Below are 17,642 nucleotides of genomic sequence, written 5' to 3' on the forward strand. Positions count from 1 at the left end.
GGCGGGCGATTCGTGTAAGATAAAAGCGAAACGGGTAAGTAGATACAATGTGCCGCCCGCACTCACCGCACGAAGCGCGGATTTTACAAACTTCCGATTAAGAGCCACAGAAGGGGAAGAATCGAAGCATGACAGAACTGAATGAATTGATATCCGAACAATTGTTCGTGATTGTGGCTGTAATCGTGGTCATGATGCTTATCCTTCTGATCAGCGTACTCGTCCAGACCGTACGGTTGGGGAAACTCCGCAAGCGCTACGAGCGCATGATGGCGGGCGCGGGAGTGGAAGACCTGGAGACGCTGCTGCTTAATTTGAAAGTGCAGACCGACGCCGTCGAAGACGAGCAGGAAGTTCAGCGCCGGATGCTTGCGATGCTCGAACAGCGTCAGCGCATGGCCAAGTCGAAGCTCGGCATGGTCCGGTACAATGCGTTTTCGGATCAAGGCAGCGATTTGAGCTTTTCGTTTGCGCTGCTCGACGAACTCGATAACGGCATTGTGCTGAGCGGACTGCATAATCGGGACAGTTCTTACGTCTATGCCAAGCCGCTTCAGCAGGGCGAATCGAAATACGCGCTGTCGCCCGAGGAGAAAGAAGCAGTCGCCCAGGCACAGGCGCGCCGGGAGGGTTGAACGTGAAGCAGCCGCCGCTGATCATGGCGTTCGACTCGACGCAGCAGGCGCTTCGCGCCGAAATGCTCCTTGAAGAAGAAGAAATCGGCATCGAGCTGTTTCCGACACCGGCGGAGATCACCGCGGGCTGCGCGATTTGCATCGCTTTCGACGCGGAAGAGATGGCGAGGGTGCGGGCGGTCGTAACGGATCGCAGCGTGGAGATTCGGGGTATTTTCCGCAAAGCGCGGACCGGCTATGAAGAGTGTTCCTAATTCCGTTCGCTGCTTTACCTAAGCAAAGCGGATGAGGGAGAAAACGAGTGTCCTCCACTGGAGGACACTCCCTTTTGAATTTGAACGACGCAGGCGGACCGCCCGAAGCGGTCCGCCGGGGAAAGAAAGGAGAAACTGCGATGACGTACGGATTCTTAACGACGACAAACCCGGTAGACGAAACGACCGATCCGACGATCGGGCAAACCATCGACGACGCCGCTTCCGTTACCGGCGAGATCTGGCAAACGCTCACCAACCCGGATACCTGGGCGCGCCTTGCGGGCGTGGCTCTGCGCATTGTAATTATCATCGTTCTGACCCAGGTCGCCATCCGGATTTCTTACAAACTGATCGACCGGGCGCTGCTGCGCCAGCATAAGGAAGGCAAAGAAAACAAATTCCGCGTAAAGCCGAGACGGTTCGTGACGGTCGGCAAGCTGCTGAAGAACGTAGCGGTTATCGTGTTCAATTTCATGATGATCATGCTCATCATTTCCGAACTGGGTTACGATCTCGCGCCGCTGATCGCGGGCGCCGGCGTAGTCGGCCTTGCGATCGGCTTCGGCGCGCAGAGTCTGGTCAAAGACGTGATCACCGGATTTTTTATCGTCTTCGAAGACCAGTTCGCGGTCGGCGACGTGGTGCAGATTACGACGTACAAAGGCACGGTCGAGATGATCGGTCTGCGCACGACCCGGCTGCGCAACTGGAACGGCGAAGTGTACGCGATCCCGAACGGAACGATTACGAGCGTCACCAACTTTTCGCTGGCCAACGCCAAAGCGGTGATCGATATTCCGATGAGCGCCGAGCGTCAGCTCGACGAATCGCTGCATCTCGTAGCCCGCGCGCTGGAAAAAGTGTGCGATCAGCACGAAGTGGTTCTGAACACGCCCGAGATTCGAGGAATCCAGGCGATGACGGCCGGCGAGTATACGCTGCGCGTTACCGTAAACTGCTCGCCGAACGCGCAGAGCGAAGTGGAGAGCCTGGTACGCGGCGAGATCAAGCGGGCCATGGAGCGCAGCGACGATGTGAAGAAAGCGCTGGCCGAAGAATCGGAGCGCAAAGCGAAGAAGGAAGAGACCAAGCGGCTTGAAACGGCGGAAGGTTCGCAGGGCGATTCCGAAGCCGATCCGGCAGCGGGCAAAGCGGAAGCCAAGCCGCAGGCTGCCGGCCCGGAGAAACCTTCGATCGAGAAGACGGATGCGGAGAAAACCCCGAATACGGAAGACAAGCCGCATTCGGCGCAGTAAACGGAAGGAGGAACGGAAGTGGAACGCAAAGTGTTCGGTCTGGGCGATATCGTGCAGATGAAGAAGCCGCATCCCTGCGGCAGCAGCGAAATGGAGATCATCCGCATGGGCATGGATATCCGCATCAAATGCGTGGGCTGTCAGCACAGCGTCTTGATCCCCCGGGCCAAGTTCGAGAAAAACCTGAAGAAAGTGCTGAAATCCGCCGCGGCGGAAGAAAGCGAGAATTGAGCGGGCGAAGGGCCCGGCCGAAGCGGGGAGCGGGAGGACGAAACAGCCGCAGTCAAGCTGTCCGTCCTCCGCTTTTAAAAAAAGTTCAAAGTTCCGCCGAGAAATACTTGATCTTTTCAAACGCCTGCTATATAATAAATTTTGTTGTGACACTTGGTTACGGAGAGGTACCCAAGAGGCCCAAGGGGGCTGACTCGAAATCAGTTAGGCGTGTCAAAGCGTGCGTGGGTTCGAATCCCACCCTCTCCGCCATATTGCTTATCAGACAAGCGACCCGAAGGTCGTTTTTTTGTTTTTCGGAAGGAAATATTTATGTTGCTGCCGGAGGGTATGTCTGATATAATAATACGGTCCGGGCTTACAGCCCGTTCCTTGCTCCCAACCCGATTGGGGGCCTTAGTCCAAGAGGAGGTGAAACATATGCGCAACTATGAAGTGATGTACATCATTCGTCCTGACGTTGAACAAGAAGCGGTAGAAGCTTTGATCAATAGATTCTCGGCCATCATCACTGACGGTAACGGCGAAATTACCAAGCACGATGCTATGGGTAAACGTCGCCTGGCGTATGAGATCAAGAAATTGCGTGACGGTTTCTACGTTCTGACCAACTTTACCGCTAACCCGGAAGTTGTGTTCGAACTGGAACGCGTCATGAAAATTTCCGACGATGTCATTCGTTACCTGATTACCGCAGCACCAACGAAATAATCGAACGCGCGACGCAAAGGAGGGGATCGAGATGTTGAACCGAGTCATTCTGATCGGCCGGCTGACCCGTGACCCTGAGCTGCGGTACACGCCTGCGGGCGTAGCCGTAACCCAGTTCACGATTGCCGTCGACCGTCCGTTTACAAGCCAGGGTGGAGAACGCGAAGCGGACTTCATTCCGGTCGTTACCTGGCGTCAGCTGGCTGAGACCTGCGCAAACTATTTGCGCAAGGGACGCCTGACAGCGGTGGAAGGCCGAATCCAGGTACGGAATTACGAGAATAATGAAGGCAAGCGTGTCTACGTTACCGAAGTTATTGCCGATAATGTCCGTTTCCTCGAATCGCCTAACCGGGATAACAACGGCGGCAGCGGCGGATCGGGCCGCGAAGAGTCTTCTTCCTCTTATGGAGGCGGAGGCGGCGGAAGCCGTCCGGAACCTTCGTACGGCGGAGGAAGCGGAAGCGGCGGCGGTGGAAACCGCGGCGGCGGCAATCAGTCTCCTCGCGGAGGCGGCAGCAATAATCAGGATCCTTTTTCCGATGACGGAAGACCGATCGATATTTCGGATGATGACCTGCCATTCTAATTATAGAAAGGAATGAATCGAATGAGCTTTAGACAACGTGAAGGCGGAGACGGCGAAAGACGTCAAGGCGGACGCCGTGGACGCAACAAGCGTCGTAAAGTGTGCTATTTCACTGTAAATAAGATCACTTACATCGACTATAAAGATACGGAGTTGCTCCGTAAATTTATCAGCGAGCGCGGTAAAATCCTGCCTCGCCGTGTAACAGGCACAAGCGCGAAATATCAGCGCATGCTGACTGTTGCCATCAAACGTTCGCGTCAGGTAGCCCTGCTGCCTTACACAACGGAGTAATCGACACATCGCGAAAGACGACCGATTTTCAATCGGTCGTCTTTTTTTGTGCGTGTGGAGTAGACACCGGCCTGCGGCCCCGATCCGCTTTATCCGGCCGTTCAAATCCTTTTCACGGAATCGGATAAAAAAGACTGTACAAATGAGCAAACCTTTTTATAATAGAAGGAAATAAAAAAAACGTTTCAAAAGAAGCAAAAAAGGATCGCTATTCCCGGGAGATATGCTAAAATGAAAAAACTCTCCCTATTTTATGGTTGAAACCCAGTTTATATGAAGGGTTGTTTTCTTTGTGTTATATTATCTTACATATAAAGAGAGCGGACCATCTTAGTCCGCAGCGAAAAGGTTTTGGACAAGTTATTTTTTTGATTTTTTATGCATAAAAACGATAAAAAATTCAAAAGTATCGTTAAAAGCAAACCTGAAAAGGTATTTTTTCTCGAAAAAAGGTATTGACGTGAATATAATTTACACGTATTATTTACATTAAATTTACCGCTGGTTCATTAAGAAGCCGCCTTCCTATAAGCAAACGCGCGGTTTTGAATCGACCAAAGGTTAAATGCCTCGGCCCGCGAATGTTCTTATACATTTATGTATACGAAAACAAAGAGAGCAGAGCATCGCAGTCCGATTGCCGGCCGCCGTTGAATTTGGTTGAAATAATCAGATGTCTAAACGATTTCCGATTATTTTTATAGCTTTTGCAGCTTTAATAATTCGATTAGGGGGATCTACATGAAAAAGAGATTGTCTTTGATGCTCGTGACGCTGATGGCCTTCGGTTCGATCCTGGCAGCATGCGGCGGAGACGAATCCGCAGCGCCTGCCGATACGAACACACCTACGGAAACCTCGACCGACAACACGGCGACGCCTGACGAATCCACAGCGGAAGAACCGGATGCAACGGAAGAACCCGCTGCCGAATCCGACAGCGCAATCGGTCTGACGGAAGCGGAAGATATGAGCTTGAATCCTGCGGCCGCAACGGCGCGCACAGATTCCGCCATCATCGGTCTGGTCGCTCCTCAGGGCGTATTCAACCCGATGTTCTACCAGACTACTTACGACGCATACGTAAACAATCTGATCTTCCCATCGCTGCTGAAGATCAAAGGCGACGGTACTTACGAGAACGATCTGGCCGAGTCGATCGACATCTCGGACGACAACAAAACCTATACATTCAAAATCAGAGACGACGCGAACTACACCGACGGCACTCCGGTAACGGCGGGCGACTACCTGTTTGCGATGAAAGTCTACATGGACGCCAGCTACGACGGTCAATCCGATCCGCTCAGCTGGAATGTCGTAGGCGCTCAAGATTATCACGACGGCAAAGCGAAAGACATTTCGGGCATCAAAGTGGTCGACGACAAGACCGTGGAAGTAACGGTAAGCGACTACGACGCAATGACTCAGGTCAACCTGGGCGGCGTTGCTCCGCTCTCGGAAGCTTACTACGGCAAGAGCTATAAACAGGGCGACGTATCCAGCATCAAGGAACTGAACAACAAGCCGATGGGCGCGGGCCCTTACAAGCTGACCAAGTATACGGCCGGTCAGGAAGTGGACTTCGAAGCGAACGAAAATTACTACGACGGAGCTCCCAAGATTCCGAAGCTGATCTATAAAGTCACGACCGACACGACGAACATGGCGATGCTGCAGTCCGGCGAAACCGACCTCGATAACGTGACGGTCAACGAAGACAACGTGGAAGAGCTGAAAAGCATGGGCTTCCTGGACGTCGACGTTCTGAAAAACAACGGTTACGGCTATGTGGCCATGAACAACAACAATCCGCTGTTCACCGACCCGAAAGTTCGCCAGGCGCTGACTTACGGCCTGAACCGCGCCGAAGTGGTCGAAGCGGCTTACGGTCCTTACGCCGAAGTCATCAACATTCCGCAGTCCGACGTATCGTGGGCTTACACGGCCGAGAACATCAATACGTACGACTACGATCCGGAAAAAGCGAAACAGCTGCTTGACGAAGCGGGCTGGGTCGAAGGTTCGGACGGAATCCGCGAGAAAGACGGCAAGAAATTCGAAGTCAACTTCTCGGCAACGGCCGACAACCCGGTTATCGACGCTCTGATTCCGATCATGACGGAAAACTATGAACAGCTGGGCATCAAGCTTGTCGTGGAAACGCTCGACTTCAACGCCATCATGGAGAAAAAGGATAAAGGCGACTACGATATGTTCTTCGCGGCATGGGGCCTGACTCCGGATCCGGACAGCACCGTATATGTCACCGACGGCGCGCAAAACAACTCCGGCTACTCGAATAAAGAAGTCGACGAGCTGTACAAGCAAGGTAAAAAAGAGCTGGATCTCGAAAAGCGCAAAGCGATCTACGCTGAAATTTACCAAAAGATCAACGCCGACGCTCCTGAAATCCTGATGTACCAAAGAACCAACATGAACGCGATCAACGGAAGACTCGACGGCTGGGATGTTACGCCTTACAAAGAATTCCCGTACAGCCTGCACCAGGTCGAGATTTCTCAATAACAGCAGCCGGCAGCTTGACTCGATTCAAATGAGACAAGTCGCCAAGAACGATATTTGGTCATCCGATATGCTCAGCTCGCGAGAGCTGGGCATATCGATTTATATGTCAGGAGGAGACGAGTAAATGAGTCAGTATATCATCCGGCGGCTGCTGCAGATGATCCCGACTTTGATCGGTATTTCGATCATTGTTTTTGCCATTTCTCAGATGGTTCCGGGAGACTACATCACGGCAACGCAGAACCCGAATATGACCGCGGAAAGAGCGGAGCAGTTACGGTCGCTTTACGGCCTCGACAAGCCGCCTGTACAGCAGTATTTTATTTGGGCCAAAAACATGCTCGTAGGTAACCTCGGCGATTCGTTCCAGCACAAGATGCCGGTTACCGAAGTGATCAATACTTATGTATGGAACTCTTTTATCATTGCATTCGTGACTTTAATCCTGAGCTGGACGATCGCCGCCTTGGTCGGTGTTTTTTCTGCGCAGTTCCAGTATTCCTTTTTCGATAAAGTGGTAACTTTGCTCGTTTTCCTGTTGATGTCGCTGCCTTCGTTCTTTATCGGGCTGCTCGCCATCAAATATTTTGCACTGGATATGAAATTATTCCCGACCGCGGGTATGACCACGGCCGGGTTAAACGCCAGCGGCTTCGATTACATCAAAGACGTCGCCAAGCATATGATACTGCCGGTAGCGGTCATGACGACGCTGCAAATCGGCGGATTGACCCGATATTTCCGGACCGGCATGCTGGAAGTCATCCGTCAGGATTATATCCGTACCGCGCGCGCCAAAGGTCTTAAAGAACGCACCGTTATTTTCAAGCACGCGTTCCGCAACGCCCTGCTTCCGGCGATCACCCTGCTCGGATTCGAGCTTCCGGGATTGTTCGGCGGCGCGATGATCCTCGAACGCGTTTTCGCCTGGCCGGGTATCGGCCAGATCTACCTGGCTTCGCTGAACCTGCGGGACTACCCGCTTATGCTCGGATTTACGATGTTCCTGGCGGTACTGACGCTTCTCGGGAACCTGATTTCCGATATTCTGTACGGGGTCGCCGACCCGAGAATTCGTCTAAAGTAGGAGGAGATTGAGAGTGGAACAGCCGGGAAATCCAACCGAGCAGCTCCAGGAGCAGCTCAAAATTGTCAAAGCCGAATCTCCGTGGAGAATTGCGATTCGGCGCTTCGCCAAGAACCGCCTGGCCCTGATCGGACTGATCATTCTGGTGATCATGTTCCTGCTTTGCTTTATCGGGCCTTTATTCTCGCCCTATACGCTGAACCAGACCAATGTCGGCAATAAAAACCAGGCTCCGAACGCCCAGTACTGGCTCGGAACCGACAAGCTCGGCCGCGATATCATGCTGCGCGTGATGCTGGCCGGGCGGATTTCCCTGACGGTGGGTCTCGTGGCAACGGCGATTTCCGTAGTCATCGGCGCCGTATTGGGGGCCGTCGCCGGCTTCTACCGCAAATATGCCGATACGATCATCATGCGGATCGCCGATATCTTCCTGGCGCTGCCGACACTGCCGATCCTGATTACGCTCGGCGCGATTCTGTCCGACCTTAAGATCGATCCGGGCAAGCGGATTTACTTCCTGATGCTGATTATCGGCCTGCTCGGCTGGGTCGGACTGGCCCGTCTCGTGCGAAGCCAGATCCTGACCCTGCGCGAGCAGGAATTCATGCAGGCGACCGAAGCGCTCGGCCTGCGCGACGGACGCAAGATCTTCCGTCACCTGATGCCGAACACGATTCCGATCATTATCGTATCCGCGACGCTGGGCGTCGCCGGCGCGATCCTGACCGAATCCGCCCTGAGCTTCCTCGGTCTGGGCGTCGTTCCGCCTACTCCGTCGTGGGGCAATATGATTACGGCCGCGAACAGCCTGATCGACTTCCGCAAACGTCCGTGGACCTGGATTCCGCCGGGCATGTGCATCCTGATTACCGTTACGGCGATCAACCTGATCGGCGACGGCCTGCGCGACGCTCTCGATCCGAAGATGAAGAGCCGATAAGGCCCGCAAATAACGAAGAAGTAGGAGAGACGAAATGGCAAAAGAACTAGTCGAATTCCGAAATCTGGAGACTCACTTCAGTACGTCTGCCGGCACTGTTAAAGCGGTCAACGATGTCAGCTTTTCCATACGCGAAGGCGAAACGCTTTGCATCGTCGGCGAATCCGGCTGCGGCAAAAGCGTGACCGCCATGTCTTTAATGCAGCTGATCGAATCCCCTCCCGGCAAAATCGTGGGCGGAGAGATCCTCTTCGAAGGCAAAGACCTGCTCAAGCTGAACAAAAAAGAAATGAGCCGTCTGCGCGGCAAAGAAATCGCGATGATCTTCCAGGAGCCGATGTCTTCCCTGAACCCGGTGTTCACGATCGGAAAACAGATCACCGAACCGCTGCTGTACCATCTCAACATGAGTCAAAAAGAAGCCAAAGCGCGCGCGATCGAACTGATTACGATGGTCGGCATTCCGCGTCCGGAGAAAATCTTCGATTCGTATCCGCACGAGCTGAGCGGCGGCATGCGCCAGCGGATCATGATCGCGATCGCGCTGTGCTGCGATCCCAAGCTGCTGATCGCCGACGAGCCGACCACCGCGCTCGACGTGACGATCCAGGCGCAGATCCTCGACCTGATGCGCGACATCAAGTCGAAGATGAACACGGCGATCATGATGATTACGCACGATCTCGGCGTCGTAGCCGAGATGGCCGACTTCGTTGTCGTCATGTACGCCGGCAAAGTGATCGAGGAAGCGCCGGTGCTGGAACTGTTCAAAGATCCGCAGCACCCGTATACGCAGGGCCTGCTCAAAGCCAAACCGGTGCTGAGCCAGCGCAAAGAACGCCTGTACTCCATCCCGGGACAGGTGCCGAACCCGGTCGATCTGGGCGACAACTGTCATTTCCACGACCGCTGCGAGTTCTGCATGGAGATCTGCAAGACCAAGAAACCGCCTCTGCGCACACATGCGGACGCCAAACACAAAACGGCCTGCTGGCTGTATGAAGAGGAGGGGAAAGCGCAATGAGCGAATCCGTCGTGACAACCGAGAAGAAACCGCAGGCAGGCAAAGGCGAACCGCTGCTGCAGGTGGAGAATCTGAAAAAGTATTTTCCGATTACCGGCGGCGTTTTCCAGCGCAGAGTCGGCGACGTTAAAGCCGTCGACGGCGTATCCTTCACGATCAACCGCGGCGAATCGTTCGGCCTGGTCGGCGAATCCGGCTGCGGCAAAAGCACGATCGGCAGAACGCTGCTGCGTCTGAACGACAAGACCGACGGCAAAGTTACGTTCAACGGGCAGGATCTGCACAGTCTGTCCAAAAGCGAAATGCGCGATATGCGCACCAAGATGCAGATCGTGTTCCAGGATCCGTTCAGCTCGCTGAATCCGCGGATCAAAGTCGGCGAAGCGATCGGCGAGGCGCTGGTCGACCACGGCCTCGTGAGCCGCAGGGACGTGAAGCAGCGCGTGATCGAAACGATGAAGATCTGCGGACTGGCCGAGTATCATTACGACCGCTTCCCGCACGAATTCTCCGGCGGACAGCGTCAGCGGATCGGGATTGCCCGCGCGCTGATCATGAATCCGGAATTCATCGTGGCCGACGAACCGGTGTCCGCGCTCGACGTTTCGATCCAGGCGCAGATCATCAACCTGATGAGCGACCTGCAGAGCGAGAAGCAGCTGACCTATCTGTTCATCTCCCACGATCTCAGCGTCGTGGAGCATCTGTGCAACCGCGTAGGCGTCATGTACCTGGGCACGATGATGGAAATGGCGCCGACCGACGAGCTGTTCAGCAATCCGCTGCATCCGTACACCAAAGCGCTGATGTCGGCGATCCCGGTTCCCGATCCGACGGTCAAGCGCGAACGCATCGTGCTGCAGGGCGATATTCCGAGCCCGGCGAATCCGCCGTCCGGCTGCAAGTTCCATACCCGCTGCCCGATGGCGTCGGATATCTGCAAGCAGCAGGTGCCGGAATACCGCGATATGGGCAACGAACATTTCGTCGCCTGCCACTTTGCTTAATCCTTTCCGTTGAAGCGGAAGTCCGGATTCGAACGAAACCGTTCGAACTCGGGCTTTTTTGTTTGCTTTCGTACAAATGTTAACGCTTCCAACCTGAATCAATCAAAAAAGTCACAAAAAAGTTAAGAAATTTTTATTTTTTGCAGACTAAACCGGCTTCTCGTACGTCTATAAGATATACGAGGGGAGCGGATATGCGAATGAGCGGGGGAATCTGGAAAAAAGGAATACTGGTCGTGCTTGCGGTTCTGCTGCTGCTCATTCCGCAGCAGCTGCTGGCCGGACGGCCCAAGGTGGAAGCGGCGGCGGCGGCGCTGATCGACGCGAAGACCGGCGAAGTGCTGTGGCAGGCCGAAGGCGACCGGGCGCTGCCCGCTTCGGGCGCGGCTCAGCTGATGACCGAATGGCTGGTGCTGGACGCCGTGCGCGGCGGCCGGTTCGGCTGGGAAGAAACGGTGCGCGTCGGCGCAGGCAAAGAAAGCGCCGTACAAGCGGCTTATCCGGCGTCCGGGAATGCCGGAGCCGACTCTCTTGCGCTGCAGGGCAGCGACGAAGTACCGCTGAACGAACTGTTTATGGGGCTCGCCGTATCGTCTTCGCAGGAAGCGGAGCGGGCGCTGGCCCGTCATGCGGGCGGTTCGGAAGCTTCCTTTGCCGGCATGATGAACGAGAAAGCCCGCAGAATCGGTCTGTCGGCTTCCACTCGATTCCTGCCGGCCGCGGAAGACGCCGGACCGCCCAAGGGACCGCACGGGGCGGCCGCCGCTTCCGGCAGCCGAATCACCGCCAAGGACACGGCGCTGCTATGCCGCTCGCTGATCGCCGAGCATCCGGAGATTCTGCGGATGTCGTCGGTGACGCAGACGGAGATCCGCTCGCGCGGCATCTACCTGACGAACAGCAACGCCATGCTGCCGGAATTCGCCGGTCCCCACGCTTATCGCGGGCTGGACGGACTCAAAGCATTCGGTTCGGAGCAGGAAGGTTATTCGCTCGCGGGCACGGCGCAGCGCGACGGGCATCGGCTGATTGTCGTCGTTATGGGCGCGGGCAGCCGCGAGCAGAGCTTCCAGGCCGCCGGCAAGCTGCTGGATTACGGCTATGCGCGTTCGGGCTCCTTCGCGGAGCGGGCGGCTTCCTGGCTGAAGCTGGTCTGACTTCCAGCTTGCAGGCCAATTTCAAAGCCGATGCCCAGACAGGTAATACAGCCGCATGCCGGCGCTTCCCGTCTCGCTTTCCTCCCGCTTCCCATGCGTGACCGGGACGACTTTCTTTTTGGCATATTCCATTCTTCTATCGTCAGCGGCCGATTTCGGTCCGCTGATTTTTACTTTCCGGGTCCACTTTAGGCTATAATAAGAACAGAGAGAAAGAGGCCGCGCGGCCGCGGCCGATTCTTTCCGGGCGTCCGGGAACCGTCACTTCACACCCGCCGCCGAGTTCAACCCAAGAGAAGGAGAAATCCGTTATGAATATCGCTTTTTTCCTGCTGCCGAAGCACGAGGTCGCTTTTGTGACGCTCGACGCCACGCTGCGCCAGGTTATCGAACGCATGGAGCACCACCGTTACACTGCTATTCCGATCCTCGACAAGGAAGGTCATTATGCGGGAACCGTTACCGAAGGGGACGTCCTCTGGCATATGAAACACTCCGAAGGCCGCATCAATTTTGAGAACGCTTCACGTTTCCTGCTCAAAGAAGTGCCGCTGCGCATGAACAACCGGCCGGTCTCGATCGAATCCGATATGGCCGACCTCATCAATTTGTCCAAAACGCAGAACTTCGTTCCGGTCGTCGACGACCGCAACCGGTTTATCGGCATCGTGCGCCGCAGCCAGATTATCGAATACTGCGCGGGTTTCGTGACCCGGGAAAACGGAGCGGCTCAGAACACCTGAGCGCCGCCGGCTCTTTGGAACGGGAAGGTTCTTATATGCTATAATGGGAGGCAAACGCTCGGAAAGGCTTTTGCTGCCGAATCCGGCCCGTCATGCCGCCGGTTCTGGGACGGTATCAGTTATCCGCATAAGAGGTGAATCTATTTGAAATTGCGTTTGTCCTCGGCGATGTGGGCCATCATTTATCTGCTGGCGCTGCTTTCGCTGTTAACGCCGCTGTCCGCGATCACTCTGCTGATTATGGTCGTTCCGGTAGCCGTCCTGTACGCTTCGCTGCGCGTCAGCGTATTCTGGTTCCACGTCCTGCCCGTCTGGGCAATCCTCGGTCTCATATCCGGCGCTCTGGCCCCGTATACGCTCCTGCTCGCTTTCTATTTTCTGCTTGCCGGAATCGTTATGGGCCATCTCTACAAAAAACGCGCTCCCGCGCTGCAAACGATCCTCGCCGGGGCGGGCACGCTGTTGTTTATGCTGCTGATTCTGCTGACCGGGGCCAAGCTGGTTTGGGACTTCAACCTGTCCGCTTATATCAGCGAATTTGTGCACGACACGTTCGATCCGATCCTCGCGGTGGCGGAAATGAATCCGTCGTTCAGCGAGCAGTGGAATCCGGACTTCCTGTTCCTGCTGTCGAACCAGACGGTCATGATGATTCCGTTCGGCATGACGGTCAGCTCGCTGGCCCTGGCCGCGATTACGCACGCGATCGTCCGTCCGATTCTGTCGTCGATGGGCGCTGCCGCTCCGAAGCTTCCTCCCGCACGGGATTGGAGACTGCCGCGGGCGCTGATTTTCTATTATTTTGTCGTGCTGATTCTGGATATGTTCACTTCCAATTCGGACGGCGGATTCTTGAAAACCATCGTGCTCAACATGCTTCCCCTGCTTCAGCTGTGTTTCACCGTGCAGGCGATCGGCTTCTGGTTCTTCGTCGGTCACGTCAAAAAGTGGCATCGCGTTCTGTCGGTGCTGATGGCGGTCGTGACGTTCGTTTTCCCGGTTATGCGCATCGTCGGGATTATCGATCTTGCTTTTCCGCTGCGCGAGTATATTACTAGACCTAGACGTTAGGGTGAGAAACCATGCCGAACTTTTTGCTGAAACGCTGGTACGGTTACCGGACCGTCTGGGTATTCGCCTTGATGATGCTGATGACGATAAGCATTACGGTCTACAACTGGCCGCTCGGCCTGCTTGCGCTGTGCCTGGCGTTCGTCGTCGTATTTGTCATGCTGCGGGCGGAACTCAAGTTCAGGCGCGAACTTGCCGAATATACGTCTTCGCTGTCTTACCGCGTGCACAGCATCGAAGGCGAGATCGTCAGCCGGCTGCCGCTCGGTCTGATGCTGTACGACGCCGAGCGGACGATCGAATGGCATAACCGCCAGGTCGTCGGCCTGCTCGGCATCGATACGGCGATCGGCATGCCGCTCTCCGAGCTGCTGCCGGGACTTCCGCCGCTGGCGCGCGAGAAGAAAGACGGTTCGCGCGAACCGCTGAGCGAAGTCAAAACGGAAATCGAGATCGGGCCGGACACGTACATGGTTATCGTATATCCCGAAGAACGAATGGTTTATTTGCAAAAAATGACCGAGATGGCCGAGCTGCGCGCGCGCTACGAGCAGGAAAGCCTGTCGCTCGGTATCCTGATGCTCGACAACCTGGACGAAGCGGTCCAGGGCATGGACGACCAGCAGCGCACGCTGATGGTCGCCCGGGCGACCAGCCTGATCAACAGCTGGGCGCGGCAGTACGACGTGTACCTGCGGCGCCTGTCCAGCGAGCGCTATATGATGCTGCTGAACCAGGCGTCGCTGGAGAAATTGGAGCAGAGCCGCTTCGTTATTCTCGACGAGGTGCGCGAAGCGACGAGCGACCTCAAGGTCCCGATGACGCTGAGCATCGGCCTGGCCTGCGGCAACGAGAAGATCAGCGAGCTGGGCGCGCTGGCGCAGTCCAGTCTGGATATGGCTTTGGGACGCGGCGGCGACCAGGCCGCGGTCAAAGCGGGCCAGCGGCTGTCGTTCTACGGCGGCCGGTCCAACGCCGTCGAGAAACGGACGCGCGTCCGGGCCCGCGTGATCGCGCACGCGCTGCGCGACCTGATGAAGCGCAGCGACCGGGTGCTGATCATGGGGCACAAGAATCCGGATATGGACGTGATCGGCGCGGCGATCGGCATGCTCAAAGCGGCGGAAAAGCTGGATGTGGAAGCCGGCATCGTGCTGAGCGGCGACAATCCGTCCATCGAGAAGATGATGGAACGCATTCGCGGCGACGCGACGCTGGCGGACCGCTTTATCCCGCCGGAAGAAGCGCTGTCGCTGATGACCGAGCGCACCCTGCTCGTCGTCGTCGATACGCACAAGCAGTCCATGACGATCGAGCCGAAGCTCGTCCAGCGCGCCAAGCAGGTGGTGGTGATCGACCACCACCGCCGCAGCGAGGAATTTATCAACGACGCCGTGATCGTGTACCTGGAGCCGTACGCCTCCTCGGCCAGCGAGCTGGTGACGGAGCTGCTTCAGTACATCCACGACAACATGACGCTGACGCCGCTCGAATCGACCGCGCTGCTGGCCGGGATCACGGTGGACACCAAGCATTTTGCGCTGCATACCGGTTCGCGCACGTTCGAAGCGGCCGGATTTCTGCGCCGCAGCGGCGCGGACACCGTGCTGGTCCAGCGCATGCTCAAGGAAGATCTGGACGAGTATATCTCCAAAGCGGAGATTATCAAGCATGCCCGCGTCGTGCTGAACGGCGTGGCGATTGCGGTAACCGGCGAAGGCCGGCAGTTTCCGCAGCTGCTGATTGCCCAGGCGGCCGATACGCTGCTCAATATGACGGACGTCAACGCGTCGTTCGTTATCGGCAGCCGTCCCGACGGCCTGACGGCGATCAGCGCCCGTTCGTTCGGCAAGATCAACGTCCAGGTCGTGATGGAGCGGCTGGGCGGCGGCGGGCATTTGACCAACGCGGCGGTGCAGCTCGATATTTCCCCGCAGGAAGCGGAGAAAAAGCTGCTGGCCGTGCTTGAAGATATCGAAAAGGAAGAGGGGCTGTTCGAATGAAGGTTATTTTTCTGAAAGACATGAAAGGCCAGGGTAAAAAAGGCGAAGTTAAAGAAGTATCGGAAGGGTACGCACAGAACTTCCTGTTCAAGAACGGCGTCGCCAAACCGGCTACGCAGGGCAACGTGAAAACGCTGGAAAACCAGCACGCGGCCGAAGAAAAACGCAAAGAAGAAGAAAAGCAGGAAGCGGTCGAAGCCGGCAAAAAGCTGGAAGAGCTTACGGTGCAGATCAAAGCCAAATCCGGCGAAGGCGGCCGCCTGTTCGGCGCGATCACGAGCAAGCAGATCGCCGAAGCGCTGTCCAAACAGGGCGTCAAGATCGACAAGCGCAAGATCGAGCTGGACGAGCCGATCCGCACGCTGGGCGTAACCCAGATCCCGGTCAAACTGCACAAGGACGTCAAAGCGACGCTCAAGGTCCAGGTTTCGGAGGAATAAGATGAGCGAGGATCTCTTTTTCGATCGGATTCCGCCGCAAAATCTGGAAGCGGAGCAGGCCGTGCTGGGCGCGGTGCTGCTCCAGGCCGAGTCACTTATAGCAGTCATGGAGAAAATTACGGCCGACGATTTCTACGACAAGTCGCACCAGATGATATTCGAGGCTATGGTCCAGCTCGGGGAAGAGAGTCAGCCGATCGATCTCGTGACGCTGACCTCGCTGCTCAAAGATAAAGGACAGCTGGAAGATCTCGGCGGGGTCAGCTACCTCGCGAAGCTGGCGCACGCCGTTCCCACGGCGGCCAACGTCGAGTACTACGCGCAGATGATCGAAGAAAAAGCGATGCTGCGCCGGCTGATCCGCACCGCGACGCAGATCGTCAGTGAAGGCTACACCGGCGGCGAAGACGTCGGGCTGATGCTCAACGATGCCGAGCGCAAAATTCTCGAAATTTCCAACCGACGCTCCAGCGGCGGTTTTATCGCGATTCGCGACGTATTGATGGAAGTGTTCGACCGTGTCGAACTGCTGAGCCAGAACCAGAATCGCGGCGGTACGACGGGGATTCCGTCCGGATTCGTCGATCTCGACGGCATGACGGCCGGATTCCAGCGCAACGACCTGATTATCCTCGCGGCGCGTCCTTCCGTCGGTAAAACGGCTTTCGCGCTGAACGTGGCGCAGAACGTCTCGGTCCGCGCGGGCGAGACCGTCGCGATCTTCAGTCTCGAAATGTCGGCGGCGCAGCTCGTCCAGCGGATGATCTGCGCCGAAGCCAACCTGGACGCAAGCGTCATGCGGACGGGCGAGTTCAAGAGCGACGAGGATTGGACCAAGCTGACGATGGGCATCGCTTCGCTGTCGGAAGCGGAGATCTATATCGACGATACCCCGGGGATTACGGTCGCGGATATTCGTTCCAAATGCCGCCGCTTGAAAAAGGAAAAAGGTCTCGGCATGATCGTCATCGACTACTTGCAGCTGATCCAGGGCCGCGGCAAAGCGGGCGAGAACCGCCAGCAGGAAGTCTCGGATATCTCGCGTACGCTCAAGCAGATCGCGCGGGAGCTGGAGGTGCCGGTCATTGCGCTGTCCCAGCTCAGCCGGGGCGTCGAGCAGCGGCAGGACAAGCGCCCGATGATGTCCGACCTGCGGGAATCCGGCTCGATCGAGCAGGATGCCGATATCGTCGCGTTTCTGTATCGCGACGATTATTACAACGCGGATACGGAGAAAAAGAATATCATCGAGATCATTATCGCCAAGCAGCGGAACGGACCCGTAGGGACGGTGGAGCTGGTGTTCTTGAAGAACTTTAATAAGTTCGTCAATTACGAGAGGTCTCATTCGGATTCGTTTGCGGGGTAGGGGGAGGCCGCCGGTTTTTTGCCGGCGGCTTTTTTGCTGCGCAGGATCGGGGTGGGCGGCTTTGCCTGGGGGAGTGTGCAGAAGGGCGGGAAAATGAAGGCTCCGGTACGGGAATATTCGCTGCGGCCGCGTGTTGAAATCGGGAAACTTTTGGATTGGACTCAGGCGGTCGTTTCCCGATTTCAAAGGCGGACAAGCCTACTAGAGTAAAAGGCAGATCAAAACGTCTCCATTTTTTTTTCTGCCCCTCCTCATCAAACCGTACGTGAGGTTTTCCCTCATACGGCTTTCCGGTG

The 17,642-nt window shown here is 56.2% G+C and carries 18 protein-coding genes and 1 tRNA gene; all 19 read left to right on the forward strand.

All coding sequences use genetic code 11. The features are described 5' to 3' along the window. The first annotated feature begins 128 nt into the window (after positions 1 to 128). The 19 genes from QWJ34_RS25995 (at position 129) to dnaB (ending at position 17,346) form a co-directional block, all read left to right on the forward strand. On the forward strand, positions 129 to 635 hold the full coding sequence (locus QWJ34_RS25995) for a DUF4446 family protein (protein ID WP_302732021.1): 507 nt from the start codon (positions 129 to 131) through the stop codon (positions 633 to 635). A 2-nt stretch (positions 636 to 637) separates the two neighbouring features. Next, complete coding sequence (locus tag QWJ34_RS26000; protein WP_302732022.1) at positions 638 to 889, forward strand: putative Se/S carrier protein; 252 nt, start codon at positions 638 to 640, stop codon at positions 887 to 889. Between the two features lie 140 nt (positions 890 to 1,029). Continuing rightward, entirely contained in the window at positions 1,030 to 2,148 is a 1,119-nt protein-coding gene (locus tag QWJ34_RS26005) for a mechanosensitive ion channel family protein (RefSeq protein WP_302732024.1), read from the forward strand. Positions 2,149 to 2,166: 18 nt separating this feature from the next. Continuing rightward, entirely contained in the window at positions 2,167 to 2,379 is a 213-nt protein-coding gene (locus tag QWJ34_RS26010) for a DUF951 domain-containing protein (protein ID WP_302732025.1), read from the forward strand. A 161-nt stretch (positions 2,380 to 2,540) separates the two neighbouring features. Beyond that, positions 2,541 to 2,631, forward strand: a tRNA-Ser gene (locus tag QWJ34_RS26015). Between the two features lie 168 nt (positions 2,632 to 2,799). After that, the gene (gene rpsF, locus QWJ34_RS26020) at positions 2,800 to 3,090 is read left to right on the forward strand and encodes a 30S ribosomal protein S6 (protein ID WP_302732026.1); all 291 of its coding nucleotides are present in this window, start codon (positions 2,800 to 2,802) and stop codon (positions 3,088 to 3,090) included. A gap of 31 nt (positions 3,091 to 3,121) precedes the next feature. Then, positions 3,122 to 3,679, forward strand: a complete 558-nt coding sequence (gene ssb, locus QWJ34_RS26025; RefSeq protein WP_302732027.1) for a single-stranded DNA-binding protein — start codon at positions 3,122 to 3,124, stop codon at positions 3,677 to 3,679. A 21-nt stretch (positions 3,680 to 3,700) separates the two neighbouring features. Continuing rightward, complete coding sequence (gene rpsR / locus QWJ34_RS26030; protein WP_302732028.1) at positions 3,701 to 3,973, forward strand: 30S ribosomal protein S18; 273 nt, start codon at positions 3,701 to 3,703, stop codon at positions 3,971 to 3,973. Between the two features lie 741 nt (positions 3,974 to 4,714). Further along, on the forward strand, positions 4,715 to 6,502 hold the full coding sequence (locus QWJ34_RS26035) for an ABC transporter substrate-binding protein (RefSeq protein WP_302732030.1): 1,788 nt from the start codon (positions 4,715 to 4,717) through the stop codon (positions 6,500 to 6,502). Positions 6,503 to 6,626: 124 nt separating this feature from the next. After that, a complete protein-coding gene (locus QWJ34_RS26040) occupies positions 6,627 to 7,589 on the forward strand; it encodes an ABC transporter permease (RefSeq protein ID WP_302732031.1) in 963 nt (320 codons plus the stop codon). Between the two features lie 61 nt (positions 7,590 to 7,650). Next, positions 7,651 to 8,532: an oligopeptide ABC transporter permease gene (gene opp4C / locus QWJ34_RS26045; RefSeq protein ID WP_302732042.1), complete on the forward strand. Its 882-nt coding sequence runs from the start codon at positions 7,651 to 7,653 to the stop codon at positions 8,530 to 8,532. 34 nt (positions 8,533 to 8,566) lie between these two features. Beyond that, on the forward strand, positions 8,567 to 9,556 hold the full coding sequence (locus QWJ34_RS26050) for an ABC transporter ATP-binding protein (RefSeq protein ID WP_302732032.1): 990 nt from the start codon (positions 8,567 to 8,569) through the stop codon (positions 9,554 to 9,556). Beyond that, entirely contained in the window at positions 9,553 to 10,563 is a 1,011-nt protein-coding gene (locus QWJ34_RS26055) for an ABC transporter ATP-binding protein (protein ID WP_302732033.1), read from the forward strand. The genes QWJ34_RS26050 and QWJ34_RS26055 overlap by 4 nt, the downstream gene beginning before the upstream one ends. A gap of 200 nt (positions 10,564 to 10,763) precedes the next feature. Then, positions 10,764 to 11,720, forward strand: a complete 957-nt coding sequence (locus QWJ34_RS26060; RefSeq protein ID WP_302732034.1) for a D-alanyl-D-alanine carboxypeptidase family protein — start codon at positions 10,764 to 10,766, stop codon at positions 11,718 to 11,720. A 311-nt stretch (positions 11,721 to 12,031) separates the two neighbouring features. Then, the gene (locus QWJ34_RS26065) at positions 12,032 to 12,463 is read left to right on the forward strand and encodes a CBS domain-containing protein (RefSeq protein ID WP_302732035.1); all 432 of its coding nucleotides are present in this window, start codon (positions 12,032 to 12,034) and stop codon (positions 12,461 to 12,463) included. A 144-nt stretch (positions 12,464 to 12,607) separates the two neighbouring features. Next, complete coding sequence (locus QWJ34_RS26070; protein ID WP_302732036.1) at positions 12,608 to 13,534, forward strand: DUF2232 domain-containing protein; 927 nt, start codon at positions 12,608 to 12,610, stop codon at positions 13,532 to 13,534. 11 nt (positions 13,535 to 13,545) lie between these two features. Then, complete coding sequence (locus QWJ34_RS26075; protein ID WP_302732037.1) at positions 13,546 to 15,537, forward strand: DHH family phosphoesterase; 1,992 nt, start codon at positions 13,546 to 13,548, stop codon at positions 15,535 to 15,537. Beyond that, on the forward strand, positions 15,534 to 15,977 hold the full coding sequence (gene rplI / locus QWJ34_RS26080; protein ID WP_302732038.1) for a 50S ribosomal protein L9: 444 nt from the start codon (positions 15,534 to 15,536) through the stop codon (positions 15,975 to 15,977). Before QWJ34_RS26075 ends, rplI begins: the two co-directional genes overlap by 4 nt. 1 nt (position 15,978) lies before the next feature. Beyond that, positions 15,979 to 17,346, forward strand: coding sequence for a replicative DNA helicase (gene dnaB, locus QWJ34_RS26085; protein WP_302732039.1), 1,368 nt, complete (start codon positions 15,979 to 15,981; stop codon positions 17,344 to 17,346). Positions 17,347 to 17,642 lie beyond the last annotated feature (296 nt).

It is taken from the genome of Saccharibacillus sp. CPCC 101409 (assembly GCF_030518235.1).
Taxonomy (GTDB): domain Bacteria; phylum Bacillota; class Bacilli; order Paenibacillales; family Paenibacillaceae; genus Saccharibacillus.